The sequence below is a fragment of the Bacillus salacetis genome, assembly GCF_003581585.1.
Lineage (GTDB): Bacteria > Bacillota > Bacilli > Bacillales > Bacillaceae_B > Rossellomorea > Rossellomorea salacetis.
On the sequence record NZ_QXIR01000038.1, the window covers coordinates 1 to 21,435 of the forward strand.

A 21,435-nucleotide genomic window follows, 5' to 3' on the forward strand; every position below is an offset into this window, starting at 1 on the left:
GAGCACATATGTCTATTCCCAAGGGTACCTTCCTTGGCTAATCATTCCCCTTCAGGCTGCTAGACCAGACTCTAAGGGCATGTTTATCCTCTATTCGTGCCTCTTGAGCAAACTTTCCCTATTTCCAAGGGTTCATTTATTTGTCAATCCTATCTTTACTTCATGCGGGACCTGTCTCCAAGAGCACAATCCCTCATTTATCTTACCCTTTCAAACTGCCATTCTTGTCTTTAAGGGTATATTTACCTTCTATTCGTACCACTTACGACCGCTCCCCTTCCTCTGGTGATCCCCATACCAGATATCATTCACTCCACCTCGAAACATCATGCTCATTTAGCCCTCTTCTCAAGATCCTTGACGGTTTGACTGGTTTCAACTTCTGTCTGTTCCTTCAGTGTCCCAAAGATTGCATCGACAAAAGGAGTTGAAACACCGTACCAATAGTTTTCATTTTTGAAGTGGTGAAGGGTATGAGTCCTTTTCACCCATTTCCCGAACCTGGTCTTAGGCTTTATCGGCCGGTGAGCGATGAAATGTCTCCACTCATAGACGAGCAGCAACGTGATCAACCCCGCACCGAAAGCCACTGTACCTTCCACTGTTCTGGTAATCAGATAGAATATCACCGACAGGGCTGCAAAATTAGGGAGGCTGTACCATACTGGTAAAAACAGCAGCTTTAAATCATTAGGATACTTATGATGATCATAATGTAAGCGCTTTAAAAATTTCAGAAGATAAGGATTATCAGGAGCTTTTAAATGGAAGAGAAAACGATGTGTGAGGTATTCACTGAACATGAATATCAACAAACCAATTCCGAAATATAATATTTCATAATAACCGGGAACCATGAAAATGGACAAAACGGCCATCACACCCAAAATGGACAGCATAATCAAAATATCGATATGAAAAAAGAAATCACGAAATTGACCTTTATTCTTCAAGGTTTTCACCCTCCACTTGTTTTTCATCCCATAAATCAAGACTTCTTTTCATCACATCCTTTGTAAGACGATCCGCTTCCTCTACCTTTCTGTTCAGCAGCGCTTCTAGAAAAGAATGATAATAATTCAGGGAAACCTGGCGATGGTTCTCATGACTGAAATATCTTTCTCCTACTTTCAAGTAAACGTCTCTAAAACTATTCAGAATCAATAGATAAATAGGGTTTGGGGACATACCTGCCATGCTGTGCTGAAGGTTCCAGTCAAATGCTGCAAATGATTTGGGGTCGTCCTGCAAATCCTCCCATTCGGAAAATAAGGAGATCACTTTTAGAAGGTGATGCGATACAGCATCTGAAATATACGCTGGGGCAAGAGTGATGCGCAATTCCAACAGGTTTCGGATAAAAGTGTCCGGAATATCTTCATAGAACGAGAGGATTTTTGCAATCGTCATTAGATTACCGTTTTTCCAATAATCATTGATGATAGCCGGCATTCCCTTCCGGACCGTGATCCAGCCATCCCTTTCTAATCGCTGCAAAACTTCTCTTATCGTCGGCCTTCCGACGTCATAAGCATCTGCCAACTCTCTTTCTGGCAGCAAAGAGGTATTGGCGGCGTATTCCCCTTGGAGAATATTTGTAATCATTTGTTTCTCAATTCTGTCGGTAGAACGTTCTTTCACAGAGGTTTTTCAGCCCCTTCCTAATTTGGTATTACCAATTTTATTCATGGTAATACCAATATATGATTTTATCATCCTATTTGTCAAATTTTTCAGTAAATTTATTATACTTTTAAATTTATTCCTTGCTTTCCTCATAAAAAAGCCGTTTTCAGAAAAATCCCATGTGCAGGATTTTTCCCCTGTTTTCAAAATTTTCACTATCAAATAGAACGAGCAACTCTTTTCTTTCCTGCTCACCAGGGTTTTTTACGGCGATTTACCAGGATATTATTTGAAATTTATAAGAAATAGCAGCAAAGTTTAAGAAAAAAGCCAAAAAAAAAGAGCCATCAGTAGAAAGCTCTTCACTCATGTACCTCTTCCAGTACCGTACTCAGGTAGTTGCCGTATCCTTCCTGGATATGCAGTCCCTGCTTGATTAATTCCGTCCATATCTTATGGTCTAGTTTGAACAATCCGGTGCTATGCAGCACATGCACTTCCTGATCGGTCATCTTCACCTGGAATTCCTGATCAAGATTTTTGATGACCAGTTCATAATCCCTGAGCTTCATCACCAGGACCTTATAGCTTACATCCCACTCATTAAGCTGCCGTTCAACAGTTTCAGCCACATGTTTCAAGAAGTCCTCGCTGTTCATGATCTGCACCATATAGCTTCTGACCATTCGATTGATCTGCATGAAATTTCCTCCCGGTTATAGCCTAAGGTACTATTATATATCCTATATTCCCTCCCGAGCTTAGGTGAAACTTTTCAGCTCTTAGTTTTGCCGGGTAACTGTCCCACTATCCAGTAAAAGGTTTCCTTTTGGCATTTGCTTTCCTTAAGTTTTATAGTCTTTCATATCTCAATTAGTTCTTTTTTAGAGTAAAAAATCTTTTGCTAGTATCCATAACTTCTTTGTTAATGCGGGAAAAAAAGCAGGTTATGAACGGTGTCTTCCACTTTTCCGAAGATGCTTTTGACTCCGTTCTTGATGAAGGTCCTTATTTTGGCGGTGGTCATGACATTGTAAGGAACGTCCGGTTAGGAATTCATTTTGCCGGCTTTGCTCAGTTTGCTGACTTTGTCTACGCCCTTGATTCCGAAAATGGATGCGGCGATATAGGTCACCGAATAGGTGAAGTACCTCGATCTGCTTCGAATATCCCCCATTAACGACATCCTCTTCAAAGGATTGCTTCAGGCCTTTCCAAATATATTTGGAGGTGTCTATCGGATGCAGGACGGTATCTTCTTGCGTAAAAAATGAAATCCAAAAAGCACTTGTTTCCTTATTGGAAATCAAGTGCTTTATAAGTTTCAATTATAAATCTGCTTTACAATCAAAGTTTATAGTTTATTATTTTGCACCTCTTCAAACCACTCATCAGCAATCTGGCGAGCGGTTTTAGTTTCGTGATTTGTATAAAGTAAATCATACTTGTATTCAGCTTTGAGTTTATTATTCTTAACATCATATGTTAACTTCATTTCAGTTGGCATGTCTTTTTCATAATCCATACATAGTTCTTTAACTTTTTCAATATCTTCATTTAAGACTTCTAAAACCATAAACTGTCGTTCAGAAGATACATTGTATCTTTCAGCACCGTTCGCCAAAGCATCATTCACTTTATGAGGCTTTACATACTTATTATTAATTAAATAAAAAAACTTGCTCGAAATTATACTTTCCTCACATGAAGCATAAACATATACTTTATCCGCTTTATCTTCAATATATTCCATACAAATGTCTATCATATCAACTTGCAATTCACTAAATCTATCTTCAAAAGTATTCACCTAGTTTTCACTCCTTGGTTTAGTTTAAAAGGACTTCAGAGAACGACTCACCATCAATTGTGTATTTAACTAGGAATTTTTCCGGTCTCACATTATTACCAGAATAAATTACTTCTAGATTGATTTTTACTTCTTTTGGTGGGATTTCCTTTAAGGCTGCAGCCCATTCATCTTCAATCTTCTGAGGGACGAAGGGACAGGTTCCATGTCCCATGCTGGTTCAATTTATTATATTCAGAAAAAAGACATGTGGCGATGACATGTCTCTTTGGCATGCCCAAGGGATCAATAGGTAATTCACACCTCAAGCACCTAGATCAAAGCTAAGAATATTCAAAGTTAAAGAATTTTTACTGGGAATATATGGAGGGATGAGGAATCTGTCCCTATGTCCCACAGTGTACCAAGAAACTGGGAAAATTTTTGCGACATCCAAACAGAAGCATCTATTTTCAATAAATAAATTGCCTTAATTGTATATACATCATGAACTCTCGATTCTTTTTCTCCACAAATGTCAGTTTTCCTATTAGTAAAACTAAGAAGCCCTGAAAGAAACCTTTCAAGGCTTGTTTTATTATTGGTCATAAATCATCTAATAGTTCCAAATAATATTTATCATTTTCTTTTATTTTCCTTAAAAATTCTTCAAGAGAAGTCGCAATTTGAATATCGTAATAATAAACTGCACTTCTATCATTTTCATTTAATTCTATAGACAATAAAGCAGATTCGCTGCCTTCAAAAAATATTAGTTTGTTATCCTCAAACTCATCATAGATTTCTATATCGGGATAAAACTCAAAATCATTAACTCTTAATCGAAAATCTCTTACAGAGGATGGGTCCATTATACGATTAATACAAAACTCTGATCCTTTAATAAATCCGTAGCCGACTTCTTTATAAAAATCAACTAATTCCTTGGGGAAACTTAACTCGAGTTCCTTCTCAACCTCTGATAATTCGTTCTCAGTCACAGGGTAAAAACTATTTTCTGGGTTTGCCTTTATAAATTCATAGTTCATTATTTTTTACCTCCTTTAAATAGTCTATTTGCTGGTGAACCAGTTCCATGAATACCAGCTTGATGCTCATTTGGAAATTTTGCAGGATGAATATTCCACCATACATGTTCTCCTCCAAAAGTATTCTCAATTATATGATGGGCATCATACTTATCTCCTTGTTTCCTAACAATTCTACCTGTTTTTTCTGAAATAACATTTGTATTATATACAGGCCAAATTTGTCCAGTATTTTTTTCCCATTCTTTAATTACTTTAATTCTTACTTTATCAAATTCTACCCTATGCCTAGCTGTTTCTATAGGTGGCATTTTTTTATTCTCTTTATTTCTTAATGCTTCCTTCAACTTCTCTATTTGGTTTTTAGGTAACTCTCTACCTGTTCGGCTCTTTATATCTCTTAAATATTTTTTTATTGAATCAGAATCAATTTTTTTACTCGAACCGTTATGTCCACCATCAACCCTCTCACCCTGCGAAACCTTCCCAGGAATCACCACATGCCCCTGTTCATTCAACAAAACTCTGCCCATCCTGGAGAAGACATCAGATTGAACAGCCTTGGAGATCGGTCCCGCTACCACTTTTTGATAGGTTTTGTCGATGGCGGTTTTGATTTTGTCCGGGTTGAGGACGTTTCTGGTTTTTCTAAATAAGTCTTGGAGGTGCGTGGAAAGTCTGTTTAGTTCCATTGCTCTGATTCCGCTTCGGGAAGAAAGCAGATTATGAATGGTGTCTTCTACTTTTCCGAAGGTGCTTTTGACACCTTTCTTGATGAAGGTCTTTATTTTGGCGGTAGTCATGACGTTGTAAGGAACGTCCGGTTTGGAGTTCATTTTGCCGGCTTTGCTCAGTTTGCTGACTTTGTCTATAACAGTAACAAATCAAAAAAAGAAAAACCTTTAAGAAAATATTTCCATTCAAGGTTTTAAGTATCTACGAATTATCTTTTATAAAACTATAATTAACAATTAAAATATGCCTTCAACAAATCAAAAAACGATGACCAACTTTCATGTAACTCACCTTTAATAAGCAGTTCATCTCCACCCTCAAAATTAACTATATAAACTTTATCTGTTACAGTATCCAGTACTAATACAGCATTTGCTGACATTTCACTTAAAACCAGATATTGCTTCGGTAAACCATGTTCTTTTCTAGAAATGAGTGTGTATGATTCAATATTGTTTTCTTCATCTGCTATATCAAGTAATTCAAAAGGTACATGCTCTTCCCAAAAAGGCCCTGCATACTGGGTATAAAATTCTTGGAAAGTATCCGATGCGTTTACACATAGCCTTATTAAAGCATCCTGTACTAAATTGCTATCTTCACGTTTATATATTTCCTCTCCTAGAACTTCATCAAGTCTCTCAGGCAATATGCTCATATTATCTTCCTACTTTAATCTTTGACCCTGTGGTAGAGACCAAACCCCACCCTCTAATCTATAATTAGCCCAGTTATTAAGTCGTCTAACAAAGGTATTATAGTCCCTATAAGTATCTATTATTGCTAACAATTCATTATGTGCCTAGTTGAGACTAATCCTCCATGAACACGATTTGAAAATCCTTTATTTCACAATCAAGGCTTTAAGTTCATATGTTTTTAACTAGTACAAATTTGTAAGATTTTATTTTAACAGTATGACACGATTGACATCACTACTACTGTATCAAACTTAATAATTTGTATTGGTACGTAATTTCTGCATAAGTATCCCCTGCATAACCTAATAGTATTTTACAAGTTATCAATTCCTTCTTGAAAAATGTCTATTACATAGTCATCAAATGTTTTATATCTTGGATGTAAATCTGTTCCCCCCCTTTCCCAACTAAAAACTCTGTCATCATCAATTTCTGCACTATATATACATCTAGCAAACTCTCCTGAGTCCTCTACCACAATTAAGTTCATAGCCAACCCTAATTTTCTCCATCTCTCTGTTGCATCAACTACAGATGCTCCTAACTTGTCCTGAACACCTTCAAGCTCAACCCCACAAATCCCCCCCGAACCATATTTTTTTATAAAATCGCGATATCTTTGAGGAAATTTAACTCTAAGTTTTTCTTCAGCCTTATTAACATATTCTTCTGATACTTCTCCAAAAAAATCATCTTCTTCACCATAATTTTCGACCATCTTAATAATTCTTTCATCCATAAATTATACTCACTCCTATTATTCATTAGCACGCATTTTCCAATAGTTACTTCTAAAGTTATTATACGTTTTTTCAAGTTCTGGATTATTTCTAAAACTCTTCCCATTTTCAACCAAACCATGTAACGTCATATCGTATTTATCATGAGTTAGCTCCGCAATTTCAATCATTCCACCTGGCTCTTTTTGAATTAAATGGTGTAATTCAATTTTACTTTCAACCCCATCTTTTACAATATAAGGTGATTTGCCCTTTTTCATTAATTCTCCATTTGATTTTCCTAGTGCTTTTGGATTATTAGGTATATAATTTTTATCAATCTCAATTTGGTAGACTCTTCTGGAAACATCTACTTCCGTTCCACCAACTTTAACTGTTCCTTTCACTTCTACAGCAGTATATTTGTCAGCCAGCCAATCTAATTCAATTTGTTCAGAGGATAATTTTCTGGATTTAAGCCCTGCAACTTTACCCATACCCTTAGCCCCGTTAAAATCCTTCCCCTTCCCAGGAATCACCACATGCCCCTGTTCATTCAACAAAACCCTTCCTATCCTGGAAAAAACACCAGATTGAACAGCCTTGGAGATTGGTCCATCTGCTACTTTTTGATAGGTTTTGTCGATGGCAGTTTTTATTTTGTCCGGGTTGAGGACGTTTCTGGTTTTTCTAAATAAGTCTTGGAGGTGCGTGGAAAGTCTGTTTAGTTCCATTGCTCGTTTTCCTTCGGGATGAAAGCAGATTATGAACGGTGTCTTCTACTTTTCCGAAGGTGCTTTTGACACCGTTCTTGATGAAGGTCTTTATTTTGGCAGTGGTCATGACGTTGTAAGGAACGTCCGGTTTGGAGTTCATTTTGCCGGCGTTGATCAGTTTGCTGACTTTGTCTACGCCCTTGGATCCGAAAATGGATGCGGCGATATAGGTCACCGCATAGGAAAAGTATCTCGATCCGCTTCGGACATCCCCATTGACGACTTCCTCTTCATAGGATTGATTCAGTTCATTTCAAATGTTAGGGTTTTGATTTCGATAAATACATATTTTCTGATGATATCTAAATGTATAATAAAAAGAAAACACTGGATGCCTAAAAGAAGACTATCAAGTGTTTAAAATTAAATTAATAAAATTCGTGAACTGAACTGCCTACTGAATTGGTCCCCTTAATTCAGTAATTAAGAAGATATATTCCTTTAGTATACAATTTTATGGCTTTTCTAGTGACTGAAAAAATAGCTAATACCTAAGTAAGTTCCTCGAACACTGCACAATCCAATTTAACATCAACCAATTTCTTTAACATTTAATATTGTTTTTCAAGTAAGGACTTCCTTTACTTAAGGAATCTATCCAAAAACCGTTTTAATCTTCATTAAACATTTGCTCATCAACTTCTTCTAAATATCTTTCTGTATCTAAATATGATTCTATAAGATTATCTAAAAATTCAATACTAACCTCTCTGTTATCTTCATAAATCTGAACATTAGCACCAGCCTCTAATAATAAGCTTATTATTTTTCTCATTTCTAGCAATTCATCAGTTTCTAAAAGATCATACGATAAAATGAAATCATTATTATTAATTAATTCTTTAATTTCAGATATACTCTTATTAGTATTTTTTCTTAAAATAGAAATGTATTTAACCTCATTAGCATCTTTTTCTATTTGAACATTCATTTTGGCCATTTAAATACCTCCTCAATAAGATTAATTGGTCTACCTGGTAGGCTATTTTTCCAATTACCGCCATGCCAACCTTTTAAATGCTCATTAGGTGTTGCTGGATATATAATTTCCCCTTTATCCGCTAAGTGAGGATATTGTGAAGCGCTATAGGAATGATGTCCTTGTACGATTTCTCCATTTACCTTAGGTTTCTTACCCTTCAAAATATCATTTATTTGTTCTTGATTCCAGTTTCTTGTTGGAGTTTCGTTATTTAATATTCTTTGACGTTCTTGATACCAAAAATCGAAAACACCAGAATTCCTATGTTTAGTAAATTTTTTATTCCAGGTATATTGTTGATATTCAGCTTTGGTAATAGTCCTATTCTCTATTTTTCCTTTCAATTCTTTCATCTTTTTAGCACTTAATTGTTTCTGCTGAATAGGATGTGGGTTTAAATCTAATCCCTTAGTTCTATCAGCTATAATTAGCTCTGCTGGTTTAGTTTGGCTGGTTTGCTTAATTCCAATATCCGTACCCTTAGCCCCGTTAAAATCCTTCCCCTTCCCAGGAATCACCACATGTCCCTGTTCATTCAACAAAACCCTTCCTATCCTGGAAAAAACACCAGATTGAACAGCCTTGGAGATAGGTCCAGCTGCTACTTTTTGATAGGTTTTGTCGATGGCGGTTTTGATTTTGTCCGGGTTCAGGACGTTTCTGGTTTTTCTGAATAAGTCTTGGAGGTGCGTGGAAAGTCTGTTTAGTTCCATTGCTCTGATTCCGCTTCGGGATGAAAGCAGATTATGAACGGTGTCTTCTACTTTTCCGAAGGTGCTTTTGACACCGTTCTTGATGAAGGTCTTTATTTTGGCGGTGGTCATGACGTTGTAAGGAACGTCCGGTTTGGAATTCATTTTCCCGGCTTTGCTCAGTTTGCTGACTTTGTCAACGCCCTTGGCACCGAATATGGATGCGGCGATATAAGTCACTGCATAGGAAAAGTACCTCGATCCGCTTCGGACATCCCCATTGACGACTTCCTCTTCATAGGATTGCTCCAGGCCTTTCCAAATGTATTTGGCGGTGTCTATCGGATGCAGGACGGTATTGAGAGTGCCCTTGAAGAAGCCGATGGGATCCGTGAACAGGGCGATGAGTGAGTCGGCCAGACCGCTCACGATATCGACGATCGCAAAGAAACCCCCTTCCAGTGTACCAAGGAACTGGGAAAATTTTTGCGACATCCATGCAGAGGCAAACTCTGATAATGTTGATTGAAACGATAATTCCTCAATACTGATCTTATTATCCTTCTCTATTATACCAAGCTTTCCTTTTTGAAAAACAGTTTGAAGCTGCGTGATTTCCTGCATCATGGAGTGGACTTGCTTTTCTAAAGAAGAGAGGGATCCGGTTTGAATATGGTCGAATTCGAGCAGCCTTTCTATGCTGCGTTCTTTTTCCCGCTGGGCGATGGCTGCCTGTTGAAGAAAGGGCCTGTCCTGTATCCGTGGCACTGACACGATATCTGATACCCTCCGTAGTGCGGCGTTTGCCTCACTGGTCAGATCCATGGTCGTCTGCCGTGCACGCTGAATGCCTTGCTCGACATCGCTTTCCAGGAAACTCTGCCTGATGTACCCGGCAGGGGATGGTTCAAGGGAATAAAGGGCTTCTTTCATTTGCCTCAGGACGGATTGGTAGTCTGATAGAAACAGCTGGTACTTTTCCAGCATGGGAAGATGCTTGCTGCGGTAAAAATCGCGGATCGCACCCCCTCCTTCTCCCTTGAAAGCATCATCCAGATTGACTACCTCAGTGACGGCTTTTTCAACCTGCTCTACCTGATCTTTCTGTGAGGACAAGGTTTCCTCCATTTCTCTCAATCCACTATGAAAGGCTTCCACATCTAGTATTTTCATAGAGTGCCTCCCTACCGGCTTAAGGTGATCATGGAAGAAAGGGAATGATCGGTTTCTTCCATGGTTTCTACGGAATATTGTGCAGCCGCTTGATTTTCCAAGAGAAGCTGTTTATAGCTCTCAAGCATTTCCTGACATTGTTCGTTGAGCTCATTCAGCTTGTTGATGACCTGCAGTTCATTATCTCCGCCAACCTGCCTTGGATAAGCGGAGTTCCAGGCATGTACTGCCTGCCTAAGCATCGAAAGGGCTCTTTCCGTCTCTTTGTACTGAATTTTGATTTCAGTGGCCATTTAATCGGTCCTTTCTAATTGTTTTTAATTTAGATATCATTATTTAAAAAACACCTATAAAATTCCAATTCATAAATATAGTACCATCGTTTACCAGAGCATTCTATTTTTAACCTGATTTTTAGCAAAAACAGGAAAATGCTCCTCGTACTTTAGTATTGTTAGTGAACTGTTAATTAGGTTGTATTTTATAAAAAATCATCCAATAAACCCAATTCCCACCCATTTTTATGTTAGCATTACATTTGTTGGTTAATTTCCAATTCATTTGTAATTACAGAGGGGGAGATAAAGATGAATAAGCGATATTTAGTAGTAATGACTTTATCGTTGATGTTACTGTTACTCGCTGCCTGCGGAAATTCTTCTGAAGAGTCGAATGCGGGTGCTGATAACCAGGAATCCACTCAAAATGAAAAATCCTCGGATACAGAGACGGACGATAAGAAAGCAGAAGAAACGGCAGCTGAGTCAGATGATGAACCATCTGAGCAGGATAGCACGTCCTCTGATTCAGACTCAAATGATACAGCACAAGCCACTGATGAGACTGATTCGGATGCAAAAACCAAATCAGAATATCTGGAAAAACTGAACAAAATGGAAGAAGAAGATAAAAATGCAGAGGCCAAAGAGACAACGGTTGAAATGGAAGAACAAGAGCAGGAAAGATATGCGAAATGGGATAAAGCGTTGAATGAAATTTATGGAACGCTGGAGGATCAGCTAAGCAAAGAAGAGATGGACAAGCTGCGTGTTGAGCAGCGGGAGTGGGTCCAGCAAAGAGATGAAGAAGCAAAGAAAGCCTCCCTAAAGTATGAAGGCGGCACGACAGAATCATTGGAATATGTAGCGACACAGGCCACGCTTACTAAAGAGAGAGCGTATTATCTTGTATCCCACTATATGGAGTAAATCGAATTCACTTTATCGCTTTAAAGCGCGAAGAGGGACTGTCCCTTTTCGCGCTTTAAAGCATTAAACTATCTTGTGGAATTTTCAGGACGGAGAAATGGAACTTCCTGCCTGCTTATTGCTATTGGTCAATTGAAAAGATAAAAAAAGATCCAGGCAGCGGTAATTGCCTGGATCTTTTTTAGTAATGACAAGTCAAAACTTTTCTGAGAAGAAAATTAGTTTGCCTATTAAACTTTAAATGGCCATCTCACTCAAAATGCGCCAGATGAACTACATTTGTTCAAACTCCAGAGTCACTTTTTCTGTTCCTTCATTTGGCAGGATGTTTATATGGGCAATGTATCCTTTTATTTCCGACCTGCCATCCCATACAGCAGCCTCCTGGTATTCAATTGTCTTGATTCCCTCTAATTCATCTATGCTTTCTTCATCATCCAGAAGCAATTCCTGTATTTCCGGACTGGCGTCATAGGGAATATAATACATATCCAACCGATACCTTTGGTCCGGCTCGGGTAACTCAAACACAGCAGCCCTTGCTGTGCCTCCTGTTCCAATCTCCCTTGCATCCCTTTCTATTTCCTTTGCCTTGGGTTCCGCTTTATATTGCTCAAATTCCTCTAAATCCGCGTCAGGATAATATTGTTTGAGTTCATATCTGACTACTGCACCAGCTGGAAGGTTGGTCTGGCCCGTAACTACAATACTATTGCCTTCTAATTCCGCTCTGCCTCCAAGGGTAATCTTCCTCTCACCTTTTGGAGCCTCGCCCACCTCTTCCTGCTCCTGAACCTTAACTACTTTACGGTGGTCCTTCTGGGTTTCTATTTGTTCTTCCTTTTGGGCCGTGGGGTCAAAAACAATCCGGCAGCCAGTCAGAATTAAGAGAGAGAGTACTAATGGTACAAAAAACATTGCTTTTTTTCCTGACATTCAATCACCTGTAACTTTCTAGTTTATTTACATCATCTTACATAATTGTAACATGACTGCAAAAACATTTGTATTATCCGGCTGGAAAGGCAGGTTCGTGTATCTGATCTGAAGACCGTGTCTAACAATAGACTAAACCCTGTCATTTTATCTTAAAAGCTTCATTTATCCTATAACATCTCTTCAAATAAAAAAACGCCTGTGAGCACAGGCGCGTCTACAATTCTTTTCATTTACTGTCTTATCCCTAAGGCATAAACCAGATGTTCATCCGTATCCCATTCTGGCTGCCTTTCCAGCCCGCATTTCTCCGCAACCTGGATGGACGGGATATTGGCCTCACGGATTTGGGCGGCCACCGGAATGTCAGGCAAATGGGTCCTCCCCATTTCAACAGCATACCTGGCAAGCTCGGATGCATATCCCTTTCCCCATGCTTTAGGGGAAAACCGGTAGTATAGGTTTAACACTTCCTTCTCATCCCAGCGGTTGGGTCTCAGACCGCCGATCCCGATAATTTTCTTTGTTTCGGGCAGGCTCACCAACCAATAGCCGAAGCCATGGGTGTCCCAGTCCAATTGCCATGTTCTCAGGTTTTCCTGCGCTTCCTTGATATCCTTCATCGGTCCTGCAGGTCTGAACAGATTGGTCTTCGGATCGCTCTCGATTCGAAATACTTCCTCTGCATCATCCATCTTTGGCCGAAGCAATAATAGCCTCTCTGTTTTTGCATTTTCAAATTGTTTTTTTATCCTTTCTATTGAGAAAACATGAGCCATTCAAAGCTCTCCCCTTTTCAGTCTATTATTATTAAACCTGTAAACTCTTACTCTCAGCTTCCTTTTCTTCCTCAGGAGATGCGGGTTTTAACAGGATAGTTGTAATTGTTCCCCATCCAACTTTACTAAAGACCCTCATGACCCCTGAATAATCATTGATCAATTTGAAGCAAATGGTCAAGCCGATTCCCGTTCCTTTTTCTTTATTCGTATAGTACGGCTCCCCGATCCTCATTAGTCTGTCTTTTGAAATCCCTTTCCCGTTATCAATGATCCGGATCCGGATGTTTCCGTCTGTTTCATCCAGCTTTATTTTTATCTTACCCTTATCAGCCGTTGCCTCAAAACTATTTTTTAAGATATTCAACATGACTTGTTTGAAGTGGGAAGGATTGAATACAGCCAGCCGGTCATTGTCCAGTCGGTTAACAAGGATCAATTCTTTATTCTGTTCAGCTGCCACGGCATTAAAGAGGATTTTGATGTTGCAGAGCTCCTTGTGGACATCAATCTTCATTATGCCTTTTTCAGCTTGGGGCTGTGCCTCCGGCCTTGCCAAAAGCAGCATCTCTTTCAGCACCTCATCGATTCGGTCGATTTCTTCTAAAATGATTTTTTCATATTGAGGTTCATTGTTTCTCTCTTTCAAAACCTGGATGAATCCGCGGATGGTCGTCAAAGGATTGCGGATTTCATGGGCGATACTTGCTGACAGCTCGCCAATCACTTTAGATTTTTCCGAAGAAAGCTGCAGCTGCTCATTCATTTTTTGATTGGTCAAGTCGACCCCGAAGTATAGAGTATATGACTCTTCGTCAAATTGATTCAACACTTTGGAGCCCCACTGAACATACTTGTTCTCTCCGTCCCGGCAGTTGATGCGCACCGTCTCCCCTTCCTGTATTTCAAGGTTGAAGGGGGCCATTTTCATCCTATCAAAATCCTGTCCCACTACCTCTTCCTTCCCGCAGGCGAGCAGGGACTCCATTGCATCATTCATTTTAATGATCCGATTATCCTTGTTGAGAACGGTTATGAAGTTCGGATTGTTTTTCATGATTTCTTCGAGCAAACTGCTCTGCTTGGCCAGGCTTTGATTGGCTTGGTTCAAATTTTGGGCTTGCATTTGGAAGAAACCCAGAAACAAAACAACGGCCACAAGAATGGAATTGAAACTGGAGATGTATAAAGGGAGCGTTCCAAAACCGCTTATTACGCCATTCACAAAAATGAAAACGGCTCCGATCACAAGCTTTTGATAAAAGGCCCTGTAGTAACGATCCCCCAGTTTCAAGGAAATCACCAGCAGGAAAGCCGTATGGACAAAGACTAAGATAATATTGATGATATAGGTAATATGAAATGAACCATATACCGGTAAAAGATGCGGGTGTGAGAGCATCCTCGACGGCATCCATGTATAGGATTGAACACCGGAAGAGGTAAAGTTGATTGCATAGACAAGCACACTGTAAGAAATCATTGTCCAAAACAGCTTCCGGTTAAAGAACTTTTTATAATATGTCATTCCAGGATTATTTCTCACCAAATAATAGGTGAAGAAATAGATGATCGGCATAATCATAATCGGTCCTGCCCTGAAGATCCTGAATAAACTATCTATGGTGTCCAGTGATAAAATTTGATGAGAATATAGCAGGGCAATTTCCACCTGCCAAAAGCTCAACATGAGCAAAAATAGTGATAAGCCGATGGATAAAGGCGATCTGGATTGGAGCATTAGTGATAATGAGATAATCAATGGTATTATGGCAATCGACAATAATAAAGCAAAATCCATGGTCTGTCCCTCCTCCTTCTTGGCATCTACTCTTTCATTCTACAAGTATCGACAAAGAAAATCCCCGCTTTAGTGAAATTCATCCGAAAAGAAGGTCCTTTATCCTATTGAAGACAACCCCAACGGTTCCTATTTCCTTAAATTTAGTCCTTTTACCTAAATTAAAAGGTTTTATCCAATGAGTCACGAAGTAGTAGGGTAAGAGAAGGAAGGTGTCCCAATGTCAAAACATGTATGTAAGCATGTGAATAGCAACACTTGCACTCACATTCTTTATTGTTACAAAGAAATAGACTCTTATATGAAGAATGTCATGGATTACTTGGTTGATGGAGTGGAATCTGGAGAATCTGTCCTTTTAATTGAAAGTGAAAGAAATCTAATGGTATTAGAGGTTTTGTTAAAAGAGAGGTTGACTGACAAGCAAATGCAGAAAGTCAACAGGATAAACAATTATGAGTTCTACCAATCCAGCGGCAGCTATCATCCTCCGGCAATTTATGAACAGATGAATATAGCTTTAACCCCTTATTTTAAGAATGATATACCTTTTCGGACCTGGACTAATGTGGAATGGGGTACATTGGAAAACCCATCCCACATTGTCGACTTTTTCGAAGAGGCAGTTGATCACGTGGTACTTGAAAAAGACCTGACTCTAGTCTGTGCTTATGACGGCAGAAAAATGCCCGAGGGTTTGCATGAGACATTAGCTTTATCCCACCCTCACATCATGACAGATGAAGATTTAGTAAGGTCGGTCATGTACAAATACAGGGGAAGTGACGCCGTTAGTCTGCTTAATGAAGACCCTGGCCGTAAACTTTCCTTCTAATGATATTAGAGCCCTTTGAAGGCCAGTCATAACGAAAGCAGGGGTGTTGCCTGGTCTTCTGAAATTGCAGTGAAATTTCCCTATCCAGTTTAATAGGGATTTACTTAAAAAAACGCCTGCATAGACAAGCGTTTCACCTTCCGTTATCCGGACAATCAACAGGTTCCCATCCCCGTCTTGTTATCCTACGTTTAATAGAGGCAATGCTGCCACTGTTTTATTAATAACCAGCTCAATTCATGATGTCAATTTCAATCCCAATACGGCAGTCAGGATGAATCCGATGAACAAGATTCGTTTCCAGTCTTTTGATTCTTCATAAAACAGCATGCCGATCACTACCCCGCCCACAGTGCCGATCCCGGTCCACACTGCATAGGCCATTCCCATAGGCAGAGTCTCCATGCCCATACTAAGAAAGCCAAAGCTCAAAAGGAATCCTAAGAACAATATAATATAGGATTGCATGTCTTTGTGCCTGCTGACTTTATTCATCCCAGTTACGCCAACGACTTCAAAAGCACCAGCCAGAATTAAATACACCCAGGCCATTTACACAGCACCCTCTTTCTCTTTGGAGTCATCAGTAACCAATTTCAGGCCCAGGACACCTGTCAAAAGCAGAAGAATGAATAATACTTTTGACCAGCTGAATGGTTCCCCGAATATCAGGATTTCCACCAGGGCTGTGCCCGCCGTCCCTATTCCTGTAAAAACCGCGTAAACAGTGGCAACCGGCAATTTAGTGGTCGCTTTTATAAGGATGACAAAAGACAGGTAGATCAGAAAAAGCGTTGCTGCCCATGTGATGAAATTATAGGAATACTTCAACCCTGCCGCCCACATCACCTCAATAACACCCGCTGCAATAACATAAGCCCAATTCCGGCTCATCGCAAACCCTCCTGTTCCATCTTAATGAATCGATAATCCCCGCCAAAAAAGGTACCATGAAGCATCCAGCCGCTTCTTCAATCGCTCGGGACCACCATACAACATTTCAACATATATGCCGTCCAGCACACCAAGGAATGCAGACGTTGCCTGATATACTTCTATCTCAGAGCTGATTTCTCCATTTTCTGCCGCCTCTTTGATAACCGGGAAGAATATTTCTTCTAACCTGTCCAAGTAACCATATACATCCTTCATTATCTCAGCATTAAGGTGCTGCGGTGGAAAAAAGGCAGTCCTGATCATGAATCTGGTAGAATCATACTTCTCATATCTTTCAATGCCGAGTTTGAGAAAACCGTACAATAGATCCTTAATAGGCTGAGCAGAATGACGGTTGATGAATTCCATTACATCTGCAAGCTCCTGCTGGAATGAATCCTTGCAAAGCTCCAGGAAAATCTCATCCTTTCCCTTGAAATGAGTATAGATGGATTGTTTTTTGATCCCCACATCATTCGCTATATGTGACAGGGATGCCCCTTCATATCCATTTTGAGCAAAATGCTTCAGAGAAACAGCTTTAATTTGATTGGCAGTTAACATTCATGCATCTCCCTTCCGAACGGTCGTAAGGTAACTTTAGCATCTACTCTTTACTAAGTCAAACCTTGGTGTCGCGAGTGCTGCATTAGGCACTAGGTCGATATTATTGCAGCAGCCATTGTATCTCTAAAGTCGTATATAAAAAATGGCCGATCACCAGCCACAACACCCTTTCCATTTGCGATCAAGCTTCACCAAATAAATAAACGCCTGTATAAACAAGCGTTTACAATTCAAACAGCAGCCCTGAATATCGCTGCTGTTTCATCTCCTGTACAGTTGTTTCCTATCCATTAAGGAATGAACCAATAGAGTCATAGATTTCTTGTATATCTTCCTTGGAATCCATCAGGCTGAAGAAGTTAAAGAATCCATGAATCTGGCCTTCTTCCCTTCGCAGTGTTACAGGCACGCCTGCTTCCCTCATACGTCCTGCGTAAGCTTCACCTTCGTCCCTGAGAGGATCATATTCAGCTGTTATCACTAAGGCAGACGGCAACCCACTTAGATCTTCTGCATTCATCGGGGCAGCATGCGGATGAAGGGCGAACTCTTCATTTTGAACATAAAGTTTGCTGAACAGACCGATGTTCTCCAAGGTCAGGAAATACCCCCTGCCATTTTCCCTGTAAGATTCATATTTTTCCGGATTGAAGGAATCCGTGACTGGGTAAATCAGGACCTGCTTATTAATCGATAGTCCCCCTTTTTCTTTTGCCAGCATAGAGACAACGGTTGCCAGGTTGGCCCCTGCACTGTCTCCCGCCACCGAAAGCCTGGAAGGATCACCATTCAATTCATCCGCGTTTTCATATACCCATTTTGCTGCAGCATGGCAGTCATGCACCGCTGCCGGGAAGGGATTCTCGGGAGCCAGACGATACTCAATGGCCACTACGATTTGCTGTGATGCATTGACTATTCCTCTGCACAAGGCATCATGACTCTCTAAATCTCCATAAACAAAACCCCCGCCATGGAAGAAGACGACCAAAGGAAAGGGACCGTCTCCTTCCGGGGTATAAATTCTGATCGGAAGCTGGCTTTCCGGTCCTTGTAGGGTCCTATCTTCCACTTTATGGACATGCTCCGCTGCTCCGAAGCTCACTCGAGCCCTTGAACGAATATCCTCCAGTGATGGTGTGTAGCCTGCCGGATAGTCAGGCAGGAAATTCTTTAAAAAATAGTTCATTTTCGGATTTAACTCAGCCATTTATTTCCCTCCATTAAGACTTTCAATTTGTTCGTTTCCAAGCCAATACCTATTGGTCTTACTTTACATTGATTCCTTTGCTGCCTGCATAATCATTACGTTTCAGCTTAGCTGCTTTTCTTTTAAATGAAAAGGTGTAGCTTGGCCAAAGTGTCGAGTTCCTGCCGGTTTCATCAAGATACCAGCTGTTGCACCCTCCCGATGTCCAGACCGTCCCTTCCATCAACTGATTAGTCTCCTTGATGAATCGTTCCTGGGCATCCGGTCTGGGTTCAATGGTTTTCAGCTTCTGTTTTTTCATATGTTTCAGGGTTTTAAGGATATGCTCCACCTGGGCCTCGATCATCACAATCACAGAAGAATGGCCAAGGCCTGTGTTGGGGCCCTGAAGCAGGAACAAGTTCGGGAATCCGGAAACGGTGGTGCCCATATACGCCTTGGGACTGCCCTGCCATTCTTCCTTGAGGGTCCGCCCTTCCCTGCCATAGATGTACTTTGAAAAAGGCAGCTCCGTCACTTGAAAGCCAGTTCCGAAAATGATGCTGTCAACGGCTATGGTCCTGCCGGATGAATCTATGACTGCATCTTCAGTGACCTTTGCAATCCCTGATGTGTTCACTTCCACGTTTGCCTGGGCCAATGCGGGATAATAGGAATTGGAAAGCAGGATCCGTTTACAACCGATCCGGTAATCAGGTGTAAGCTGTTCCCTCAAGTCAGGATCTTTTACCGCTTTATGAAGGTGGTGCCTCGCGATGCTTTCCATGGTTTTCATCCATTTGGGATTCCTGAAGGCTATGACCCTCACTTCCCGCTGCACATAAATTTTCAGCCTTTCCATCTTTTGAAGGAGCTGCGACCGGTTAAAGGATTCCTTTTTTTCCTCAGGAATCGGTCCGTCGAGCCTCGGGACCACCCAAGGAGGCGTCCGCTGAAAAACATGCAGTGCATCAGCTTCAGGCTGGATTTCCGGAATGAATTGAATGGCGGAAGCCCCCGTGCCGATTACAGCAATCCTTTTTCCTTGTGCCTGGAAGTCTTTCGGCCACTCTGCTGAATGAAATATTTCCCCCCTGAAGCTTTCCATCCCTTCCAATTTGGGAATGGAGGGGTTGCTGAGCGCGCCAAATGCACCTATGACAATCTGGGCGAAGAATATACTCTGGTTCGTTTCGATCCGCCATTCTCCCAGGTCCTCCTGCCAGTCCATCCTCTTGACTTCATGATGAAAGCGGATGTGTTGCTTCAGACCGAATTTCTCCGAACAGTCCTGCAAGTAGCTGTGGATTTCCGGCTGGGGAGAAAACACCCTGCTCCACTGGGGATTCGGGGCGAACGAAAAGGAATAGAGATGTGATTCCACATCACAGGCACAGCCTGGATAATGGTTATCACGCCATACCCCTCCTACATCTCCCTTCCGTTCGAGTATAATGAGGTCCTGTTCGCCTTCCTGCTTCAGCCTCACCGCAGCCGCTATTCCCGCAAAACCCGTTCCGATAATGATAATTCTGGCTTTTGTCATTGATTGCTCAATAATATTCTGATCCAACTCATCATCTCCTCTTCTTTGATGAACAGGTAAACGCTTACAGTTCTTTACAAATTTATTGAGGTCTGTCCCATATTCAGACCTTCAATGGAGAAATTTCTTTTTTAAAGGAGTTTATCAGTTATTATCGAAATTTTCAATATTTTTACATCTGTTATGGTAATCATTTGGTAAAATAAATATATTGAACTATATGTACAACAGAAAGGGGATTTAGACCTGACGCTGATCACTCATGATAAAAAGCGGTCGCTTCACAGCTATCTTTTCGAAAAATTCTTAGCCCTCCGCAACACAAAACGAGGGTTTTCAACCGTTGAACATACTACCCGCTACGTCCAGCGGACAGGATTGGAAAACAATAAGCCCTACTCCCTCGGAAAAGTGAAGCTGGCAAGTGAAGTTAAAGAAGAAATTATCGAAGAAATCAAGGTGTTCACCTTGAATGATCATGAGGCGCCGAATCAAAGAGTGATTTTCTACATCCATGGCGGCGCGTGGGTCAACCAGCCGTTGAGTCTTCATTGGAAGTTCATGGATCGATTGGCACAGTCTCTGGATGCCAAAGTCGTCGCCCCTATCTACCCGAAGGTCCCTCATTTCAACTACCAGCACACCTACCCGAAATTGTTGAACATCTACAAAGATATCATTGCAAAGGTGGAAAATGCGGCACAAGTGACACTGATGGGAGACTCAGCTGGTGGAAACATCGCCCTCGGTCTCGCTCAGCTATTGAAAATAGAAGGAATTAAGCAGCCAAAGGACATCATCCTTCTTTCCGCATGCGTGGATATGCGCCTTGATAATCCCGGTATTCCCGAGTATGAAAGCAAGGACCCCATGCTGTCTGCAGGAGGGATGGAAGTCATCACCAAAAAATGGGCAGCGGATAAACGTCTGGATGACCCTATCATCAGCCCCATCTACGGTGATCTTACCGGCTTGGGTAAAATCACTCATTTTGTCGGGACTCATGAAGGGCTATATCCAGATGCCCTTAAGTTTGCTGCAAAATTGACCAATGACGGAATTGAACACCAAACATTCATATATCCAAAAATGAATCATGTATTTGTCGTGATGCCCTTTCCGGAAGCCAAGGATGCACGGGAGAAAATTGTAAGTATCATAAATAGCTGATGAGTGACGTGGACAGGTGATGTAAAAAAAGATGCGGTGCTGCTTCCAAACTCCTTCGTGCTAACCACCTTTCGTCATTACTCTGAGTGGTGCAGGATTTTGTCGCCAGGAAGATAAATCGCCATAATTGCAGATAAAATACCAGCAGCCGCTGCCTGTCCATGAGCAAGATCCCGGCATCGCGGACGTCAATCCAGTAAAATACAATTCAAAAGGAGTGATGAAT

General features: G+C 40.8%; 26 protein-coding genes and 2 pseudogenes. 5 read left to right on the top strand and 23 right to left on the bottom strand.

Features of this window, described 5'->3' with window-relative positions:
* Nucleotides 1–332 precede the first annotated feature (332 nt).
* The 3 genes from D3H55_RS20245 to D3H55_RS20260 all read right to left on the bottom strand — a co-directional run bounded on the left by D3H55_RS20245 (nucleotide 333) and on the right by D3H55_RS20260 (nucleotide 2,327).
* Nucleotides 333–980, bottom strand: a complete 648-nt coding sequence (locus D3H55_RS20245; RefSeq protein WP_119549123.1) for a sterol desaturase family protein — start codon at nucleotides 978–980, stop codon at nucleotides 333–335.
* Entirely contained in the window at nucleotides 943–1,641 is a 699-nt protein-coding gene (locus D3H55_RS20250) for a GntR family transcriptional regulator (protein ID WP_276310258.1), read from the bottom strand. The genes D3H55_RS20245 and D3H55_RS20250 overlap by 38 nt, the downstream gene beginning before the upstream one ends.
* A 347-nt stretch (nucleotides 1,642–1,988) precedes the next feature.
* Nucleotides 1,989–2,327, bottom strand: coding sequence for a hypothetical protein (locus tag D3H55_RS20260; protein ID WP_119549125.1), 339 nt, complete (start codon nucleotides 2,325–2,327; stop codon nucleotides 1,989–1,991).
* Between the two features lie 227 nt (nucleotides 2,328–2,554).
* On the opposite strand from D3H55_RS20260, the gene D3H55_RS23880 reads away from it, so the two are divergent.
* The gene (locus D3H55_RS23880) at nucleotides 2,555–2,806 is read left to right on the top strand and encodes a hypothetical protein (RefSeq protein ID WP_168413188.1); all 252 of its coding nucleotides are present in this window, start codon (nucleotides 2,555–2,557) and stop codon (nucleotides 2,804–2,806) included.
* 174 nt (nucleotides 2,807–2,980) lie between these two features.
* On the opposite strand, the gene D3H55_RS20265 is transcribed toward D3H55_RS23880, so the two are convergent.
* The 9 genes and pseudogenes from D3H55_RS20265 to D3H55_RS20300 all read right to left on the bottom strand — a co-directional run bounded on the left by D3H55_RS20265 (nucleotide 2,981) and on the right by D3H55_RS20300 (nucleotide 7,353).
* Entirely contained in the window at nucleotides 2,981–3,436 is a 456-nt protein-coding gene (locus D3H55_RS20265; RefSeq protein WP_119549126.1) for an immunity protein YezG family protein, read from the bottom strand.
* A 19-nt stretch (nucleotides 3,437–3,455) separates the two neighbouring features.
* Nucleotides 3,456–3,650, bottom strand: a complete 195-nt coding sequence (locus D3H55_RS20270; RefSeq protein WP_119549127.1) for a DNA/RNA non-specific endonuclease — start codon at nucleotides 3,648–3,650, stop codon at nucleotides 3,456–3,458.
* 125 nt (nucleotides 3,651–3,775) lie between these two features.
* Nucleotides 3,776–4,024, bottom strand: a complete 249-nt coding sequence (locus tag D3H55_RS24545; RefSeq protein ID WP_168413189.1) for a hypothetical protein — start codon at nucleotides 4,022–4,024, stop codon at nucleotides 3,776–3,778.
* A complete protein-coding gene (locus D3H55_RS20275) occupies nucleotides 4,021–4,464 on the bottom strand; it encodes an SMI1/KNR4 family protein (protein ID WP_119549128.1) in 444 nt (147 codons plus the stop codon). Before D3H55_RS20275 ends, D3H55_RS24545 begins: the two co-directional genes overlap by 4 nt.
* Nucleotides 4,464–4,910 (bottom strand): annotated as a pseudogene (locus D3H55_RS20280) (LXG family T7SS effector ribonuclease toxin YxiD); the annotation flags it as partial. The gene D3H55_RS20275 and the pseudogene D3H55_RS20280, both read right to left, overlap by 1 nt.
* Nucleotides 4,911–5,428: 518 nt before the next feature.
* Nucleotides 5,429–5,857: an SMI1/KNR4 family protein gene (locus D3H55_RS20290; protein WP_119549130.1), complete on the bottom strand. Its 429-nt coding sequence runs from the start codon at nucleotides 5,855–5,857 to the stop codon at nucleotides 5,429–5,431.
* 9 nt (nucleotides 5,858–5,866) lie between these two features.
* Nucleotides 5,867–6,027 (bottom strand): annotated as a pseudogene (locus D3H55_RS25545) (WXG100 family type VII secretion target); the annotation flags it as partial.
* 186 nt (nucleotides 6,028–6,213) lie between these two features.
* Nucleotides 6,214–6,639, bottom strand: coding sequence for an SMI1/KNR4 family protein (locus D3H55_RS20295; RefSeq protein WP_119549131.1), 426 nt, complete (start codon nucleotides 6,637–6,639; stop codon nucleotides 6,214–6,216).
* Nucleotides 6,640–6,657: 18 nt separating this feature from the next.
* Nucleotides 6,658–7,353: an HNH/ENDO VII family nuclease gene (locus D3H55_RS20300; RefSeq protein ID WP_240628709.1), complete on the bottom strand. Its 696-nt coding sequence runs from the start codon at nucleotides 7,351–7,353 to the stop codon at nucleotides 6,658–6,660.
* A gap of 31 nt (nucleotides 7,354–7,384) precedes the next feature.
* Here D3H55_RS20300 and D3H55_RS20305 point away from each other — a divergent pair, with 31 nt between their 5' ends.
* A complete protein-coding gene (locus tag D3H55_RS20305; protein ID WP_119549132.1) occupies nucleotides 7,385–7,756 on the top strand; it encodes a hypothetical protein in 372 nt (123 codons plus the stop codon).
* 249 nt (nucleotides 7,757–8,005) lie between these two features.
* Here the strand turns inward: D3H55_RS20305 and D3H55_RS20310 are convergent, their stop codons facing one another.
* From D3H55_RS20310 to D3H55_RS20320, 3 genes are read right to left on the bottom strand one after another with little or no spacing between them, the layout of a single operon-like run.
* A complete protein-coding gene (locus D3H55_RS20310) occupies nucleotides 8,006–8,335 on the bottom strand; it encodes a hypothetical protein (protein ID WP_119549133.1) in 330 nt (109 codons plus the stop codon).
* Entirely contained in the window at nucleotides 8,323–10,242 is a 1,920-nt protein-coding gene (locus D3H55_RS20315; protein ID WP_205685514.1) for a T7SS effector LXG polymorphic toxin, read from the bottom strand. The genes D3H55_RS20310 and D3H55_RS20315 overlap by 13 nt, the downstream gene beginning before the upstream one ends.
* Before the next feature lie 11 nt (nucleotides 10,243–10,253).
* Complete coding sequence (locus D3H55_RS20320) at nucleotides 10,254–10,535, bottom strand: YwqI/YxiC family protein (protein ID WP_119549134.1); 282 nt, start codon at nucleotides 10,533–10,535, stop codon at nucleotides 10,254–10,256.
* Between the two features lie 294 nt (nucleotides 10,536–10,829).
* On the opposite strand from D3H55_RS20320, the gene D3H55_RS20325 reads away from it, so the two are divergent.
* Nucleotides 10,830–11,450: a lysozyme inhibitor LprI family protein gene (locus D3H55_RS20325; protein WP_240628711.1), complete on the top strand. Its 621-nt coding sequence runs from the start codon at nucleotides 10,830–10,832 to the stop codon at nucleotides 11,448–11,450.
* Nucleotides 11,451–11,723: 273 nt separating this feature from the next.
* Here the strand turns inward: D3H55_RS20325 and D3H55_RS20330 are convergent, their stop codons facing one another.
* From D3H55_RS20330 to D3H55_RS20340, 3 genes are all read right to left on the bottom strand, one after another.
* A complete protein-coding gene (locus D3H55_RS20330; RefSeq protein ID WP_136035757.1) occupies nucleotides 11,724–12,368 on the bottom strand; it encodes a hypothetical protein in 645 nt (214 codons plus the stop codon).
* Between the two features lie 251 nt (nucleotides 12,369–12,619).
* A complete protein-coding gene (locus tag D3H55_RS20335; RefSeq protein ID WP_119549137.1) occupies nucleotides 12,620–13,165 on the bottom strand; it encodes a GNAT family N-acetyltransferase in 546 nt (181 codons plus the stop codon).
* Between the two features lie 31 nt (nucleotides 13,166–13,196).
* Nucleotides 13,197–14,966, bottom strand: coding sequence for an ATP-binding protein (locus tag D3H55_RS20340; RefSeq protein WP_119549138.1), 1,770 nt, complete (start codon nucleotides 14,964–14,966; stop codon nucleotides 13,197–13,199).
* 220 nt (nucleotides 14,967–15,186) lie between these two features.
* On the opposite strand from D3H55_RS20340, the gene D3H55_RS20345 reads away from it, so the two are divergent.
* Nucleotides 15,187–15,801, top strand: coding sequence for an MEDS domain-containing protein (locus D3H55_RS20345; protein WP_119549139.1), 615 nt, complete (start codon nucleotides 15,187–15,189; stop codon nucleotides 15,799–15,801).
* Nucleotides 15,802–16,038: 237 nt separating this feature from the next.
* Here D3H55_RS20345 and D3H55_RS20350 read toward each other — a convergent pair whose 3' ends face one another.
* The 5 genes from D3H55_RS20350 to D3H55_RS20370 form a co-directional block, all read right to left on the bottom strand.
* Nucleotides 16,039–16,353, bottom strand: coding sequence for a DMT family transporter (locus tag D3H55_RS20350; protein WP_119549140.1), 315 nt, complete (start codon nucleotides 16,351–16,353; stop codon nucleotides 16,039–16,041).
* Nucleotides 16,354–16,695, bottom strand: a complete 342-nt coding sequence (locus tag D3H55_RS20355; RefSeq protein ID WP_119549141.1) for a DMT family transporter — start codon at nucleotides 16,693–16,695, stop codon at nucleotides 16,354–16,356.
* Nucleotides 16,696–16,716: 21 nt separating this feature from the next.
* Nucleotides 16,717–17,301, bottom strand: coding sequence for a TetR/AcrR family transcriptional regulator (locus tag D3H55_RS20360; RefSeq protein WP_119549142.1), 585 nt, complete (start codon nucleotides 17,299–17,301; stop codon nucleotides 16,717–16,719).
* 286 nt (nucleotides 17,302–17,587) lie between these two features.
* Nucleotides 17,588–18,514 (bottom strand): LipP1 family hormone-sensitive lipase, encoded by a 927-nt coding sequence (gene lipP1 / locus D3H55_RS20365; protein WP_119549143.1) that lies wholly within the window; start codon nucleotides 18,512–18,514, stop codon nucleotides 17,588–17,590.
* Nucleotides 18,515–18,572: 58 nt separating this feature from the next.
* Entirely contained in the window at nucleotides 18,573–20,066 is a 1,494-nt protein-coding gene (locus tag D3H55_RS20370) for a flavin-containing monooxygenase (protein WP_240628713.1), read from the bottom strand.
* 219 nt (nucleotides 20,067–20,285) lie between these two features.
* On the opposite strand from D3H55_RS20370, the gene D3H55_RS20375 reads away from it, so the two are divergent.
* Nucleotides 20,286–21,209 (top strand): alpha/beta hydrolase fold domain-containing protein, encoded by a 924-nt coding sequence (locus D3H55_RS20375; protein ID WP_119549144.1) that lies wholly within the window; start codon nucleotides 20,286–20,288, stop codon nucleotides 21,207–21,209.
* Nucleotides 21,210–21,435 lie beyond the last annotated feature (226 nt).

Excerpts from the sequence above, each read along its gene's own strand:
- D3H55_RS20245 (WP_119549123.1), bottom strand. The coding sequence starts at position 980 with ATGAAAAACAAGTGGAGGGTGAAAACCTTGAAGAATAAAGGTCAATTT.
- D3H55_RS20260 (WP_119549125.1), bottom strand. The coding sequence starts at position 2,327 with ATGCAGATCAATCGAATGGTCAGAAGCTATATGGTGCAGATCATGAAC.
- D3H55_RS23880 (WP_168413188.1), top strand. The coding sequence starts at position 2,555 with ATGCGGGAAAAAAAGCAGGTTATGAACGGTGTCTTCCACTTTTCCGAA.
- D3H55_RS20270 (WP_119549127.1), bottom strand. The coding sequence starts at position 3,650 with ATGGGACATGGAACCTGTCCCTTCGTCCCTCAGAAGATTGAAGATGAA.
- D3H55_RS24545 (WP_168413189.1), bottom strand. The coding sequence starts at position 4,024 with ATGACCAATAATAAAACAAGCCTTGAAAGGTTTCTTTCAGGGCTTCTT.
- D3H55_RS20275 (WP_119549128.1), bottom strand. The coding sequence starts at position 4,464 with ATGAACTATGAATTTATAAAGGCAAACCCAGAAAATAGTTTTTACCCT.
- D3H55_RS20290 (WP_119549130.1), bottom strand. The coding sequence starts at position 5,857 with ATGAGCATATTGCCTGAGAGACTTGATGAAGTTCTAGGAGAGGAAATA.
- D3H55_RS20295 (WP_119549131.1), bottom strand. The coding sequence starts at position 6,639 with ATGGATGAAAGAATTATTAAGATGGTCGAAAATTATGGTGAAGAAGAT.
- D3H55_RS20300 (WP_240628709.1), bottom strand. The coding sequence starts at position 7,353 with ATGGAACTAAACAGACTTTCCACGCACCTCCAAGACTTATTTAGAAAA.
- D3H55_RS20305 (WP_119549132.1), top strand. The coding sequence starts at position 7,385 with ATGAACGGTGTCTTCTACTTTTCCGAAGGTGCTTTTGACACCGTTCTT.
- D3H55_RS20310 (WP_119549133.1), bottom strand. The coding sequence starts at position 8,335 with ATGGCCAAAATGAATGTTCAAATAGAAAAAGATGCTAATGAGGTTAAA.
- D3H55_RS20315 (WP_205685514.1), bottom strand. The coding sequence starts at position 10,242 with ATGAAAATACTAGATGTGGAAGCCTTTCATAGTGGATTGAGAGAAATG.
- D3H55_RS20320 (WP_119549134.1), bottom strand. The coding sequence starts at position 10,535 with ATGGCCACTGAAATCAAAATTCAGTACAAAGAGACGGAAAGAGCCCTT.
- D3H55_RS20325 (WP_240628711.1), top strand. The coding sequence starts at position 10,830 with ATGAATAAGCGATATTTAGTAGTAATGACTTTATCGTTGATGTTACTG.
- D3H55_RS20330 (WP_136035757.1), bottom strand. The coding sequence starts at position 12,368 with ATGTTTTTTGTACCATTAGTACTCTCTCTCTTAATTCTGACTGGCTGC.
- D3H55_RS20335 (WP_119549137.1), bottom strand. The coding sequence starts at position 13,165 with ATGGCTCATGTTTTCTCAATAGAAAGGATAAAAAAACAATTTGAAAAT.
- D3H55_RS20340 (WP_119549138.1), bottom strand. The coding sequence starts at position 14,966 with ATGGATTTTGCTTTATTATTGTCGATTGCCATAATACCATTGATTATC.
- D3H55_RS20345 (WP_119549139.1), top strand. The coding sequence starts at position 15,187 with ATGTCAAAACATGTATGTAAGCATGTGAATAGCAACACTTGCACTCAC.
- D3H55_RS20350 (WP_119549140.1), bottom strand. The coding sequence starts at position 16,353 with ATGGCCTGGGTGTATTTAATTCTGGCTGGTGCTTTTGAAGTCGTTGGC.
- D3H55_RS20355 (WP_119549141.1), bottom strand. The coding sequence starts at position 16,695 with ATGAGCCGGAATTGGGCTTATGTTATTGCAGCGGGTGTTATTGAGGTG.
- D3H55_RS20360 (WP_119549142.1), bottom strand. The coding sequence starts at position 17,301 with ATGTTAACTGCCAATCAAATTAAAGCTGTTTCTCTGAAGCATTTTGCT.
- lipP1 (WP_119549143.1), bottom strand. The coding sequence starts at position 18,514 with ATGGCTGAGTTAAATCCGAAAATGAACTATTTTTTAAAGAATTTCCTG.